The organism is Mesorhizobium sp. M2C.T.Ca.TU.002.02.1.1 (assembly GCF_003997225.1).
The window spans coordinates 1-1,992 of the sequence record NZ_RZTO01000995.1 but is presented as its reverse complement, the minus strand read 5'-3'; the positions used below and the strand labels follow the sequence as shown (position 1 = coordinate 1,992).

3 protein-coding genes are annotated in these 1,992 nt (G+C 64.9%); all 3 read left to right on the top strand.

Annotated features, from left to right (window positions below; all coding sequences use genetic code 11):
* On the top strand, positions 1 to 591 hold a 591-nt coding region (locus EOD07_RS32490), incomplete at its 5' end, for a substrate-binding domain-containing protein (RefSeq protein ID WP_164772758.1).
* Positions 584 to 1,198 (top strand): hypothetical protein, encoded by a 615-nt coding sequence (locus EOD07_RS32485; RefSeq protein WP_127238158.1) that lies wholly within the window; start codon positions 584 to 586, stop codon positions 1,196 to 1,198. The genes EOD07_RS32490 and EOD07_RS32485, both read left to right, overlap by 8 nt.
* On the top strand, positions 1,170 to 1,992 hold an 823-nt coding region (locus tag EOD07_RS32480; protein WP_164772757.1), incomplete at its 3' end, for an N-acyl homoserine lactonase family protein. The genes EOD07_RS32485 and EOD07_RS32480, both read left to right, overlap by 29 nt.

Sequence of the window (1,992 nt, the reverse complement as noted above, 5' to 3'; positions counted from 1 at the left end):
GTGATCTTCTTCAACCGGCTGTCGGCCGACGACCACGCCTTCGGCATCTCCTGCGACAACATCCTCGGTGGCCGCAGCATTGCCGATTATCTGGTCGACACCGGCCACCGGCGCCTGGCCTATATCGCCGCGCTGGCGGATGCCTCGACCAATGTCGCCCGTCACCGCGGCTTCAGCGAGCGCGCGGTCGAACGGGGCCTTGCCGCACCCGTCGTCATCGAGGCGGGGCAGTTCAGCTACCACGCCGGCTACGAGGCCGCGCGCAAGCTGCGCGACCTCAAGGAGATGCCCGACGGCGTGTTCTGCGCCAACGATATTCTCGCCATCGGCTTTCTCGACGGCGTGCGGCGAGAGCTTGGCCTCGGCGTGCCGGACGACATCTCGATCGTCGGCTTCGACGACATCGAGATGGCTCACTGGCCCTCGCATGGGCTGACGACCGTCCAGCAGCCCATCGAAAAGATGCTGGAGGCGACGGTCTCGCTGGCCAAGGAGCTTGGCACGAATGCCGGCAAGGAGCCGGTCGTGCAGATGATACCGCCGGGCTCCGTGATCGAGCGCGCGACGACGCGCCGGAGGCATCATGGCTGAGATGTCGGGGAAACTGTTCTTCGAGCGCGCGGTCACCGTCCACCGCTACGATTGCGAGGTGATTGCTTCGCCGCCGTCGGACGTCGAAGGCGGGGAAGCCAGGCAGGCCATCGAGAACGATCCTGCAGCCGACGAGGTCGTCGTCCGCTATGTGGTCGCCTGCCGCCCCGTCTATGACGGCTTGCGCCGGCTGATCGGACAGGTCGCCGGCCTGCTGGTCCTGGCCGAGGCCGGCGGCCGCCGCGACGTGCTCGACCTGCCGGATATCCCGGCCGCACGCGAACGCTGGGCCGAGGTCGAGCAGCGGCTTCGCGCCTTGCAGGCGCCGAGCGGCCTGGAGGGTCATCTCGACCGCCTTGCGACCGCGCATGCGACGCTCGGCGAAGTGCTCGAGGATTTCGGTCTGGCCCGGCTGCAGCGCGACTGGCAGCAGCATCTCGACCGGGCGGGAGACAGGATCAAGCACGCCTATGCCTGGCTGCAGGCGGCGTCGGAACCACGCGCCGGCATGACGCCGGTCGACTTCAATCACGCCTGCTGCAGTTGTGCGCAGCGCTGGCGACATCAGGGAGGAAACGATGGGCCAATATTCGATCTGGGTGCTTGAGTACAGCTACGTCACCAACTACCACAAGAGTGGCGTGCTCTACGGCGCCCACAACCAGGGCTACGTCAAGCTTCCCTACTGCTATGCGCTGATCAAGGGCAACGGCCACGTCGCCATGGTCGATGTCGGCTACAACAACAAGGATTACGGCAAGCATCTCGGCGACAAGTTCGGCGTCGAGAACTGGCATTCGCCCGAGACCGTCCTCGGCGAGATCGGCCTGGCGCCGAAGGACGTCGACACGGTCTTCATCACGCACGCCCATTTCGACCATTTCGGCAATGTCGAGGACTTCCCCAAGGCAACCTTCTACATCCAGGAGAAGGAGATCGCGAAATGGGTCTGGGCGATGTCGTTGCCGGATCGCATGCGCTGGATGAACGTCGCCGTCGATCCGGGCGATATCGTGCGCGGCGTCGATCTGGCCCGGCAGAAGCGGCTGGTGACGCTCGATGGCGCGAGGCAAGACGTGCTGCCGAATGTCGATCTCAATCCCGCCTTCGACAGCCACACCTATGGTTCGATGTGGGTCACCGTGCGCAACGGCAAGGAAGACACCTGGGTGCTGGCGGGCGATCTCGTCTATGTCTTCGACAATATCGAGGGCTCGGGAGCCGCCGTCGATATCGAGACGCTCTATGTCCCGGTTGGGCTTGCGGTCGGCAGCCAGACCAATCTCGTGCTGGCGACCGAGGAGATGATGAAGCAGGTGAATTACGAGGCGCGCCGCGTCATTCCCATCCACGAAGAACGGCTGAAGGACCGCTTCCCGTCGCCCATCACCAAGGATGGCC

Coding starts and splice junctions, on each gene's coding strand:
- EOD07_RS32485 (WP_127238158.1), top strand. CDS start 584: ATGGCTGAGATGTCGGGGAAACTGTTCTTCGAGCGCGCGGTCACCGTC.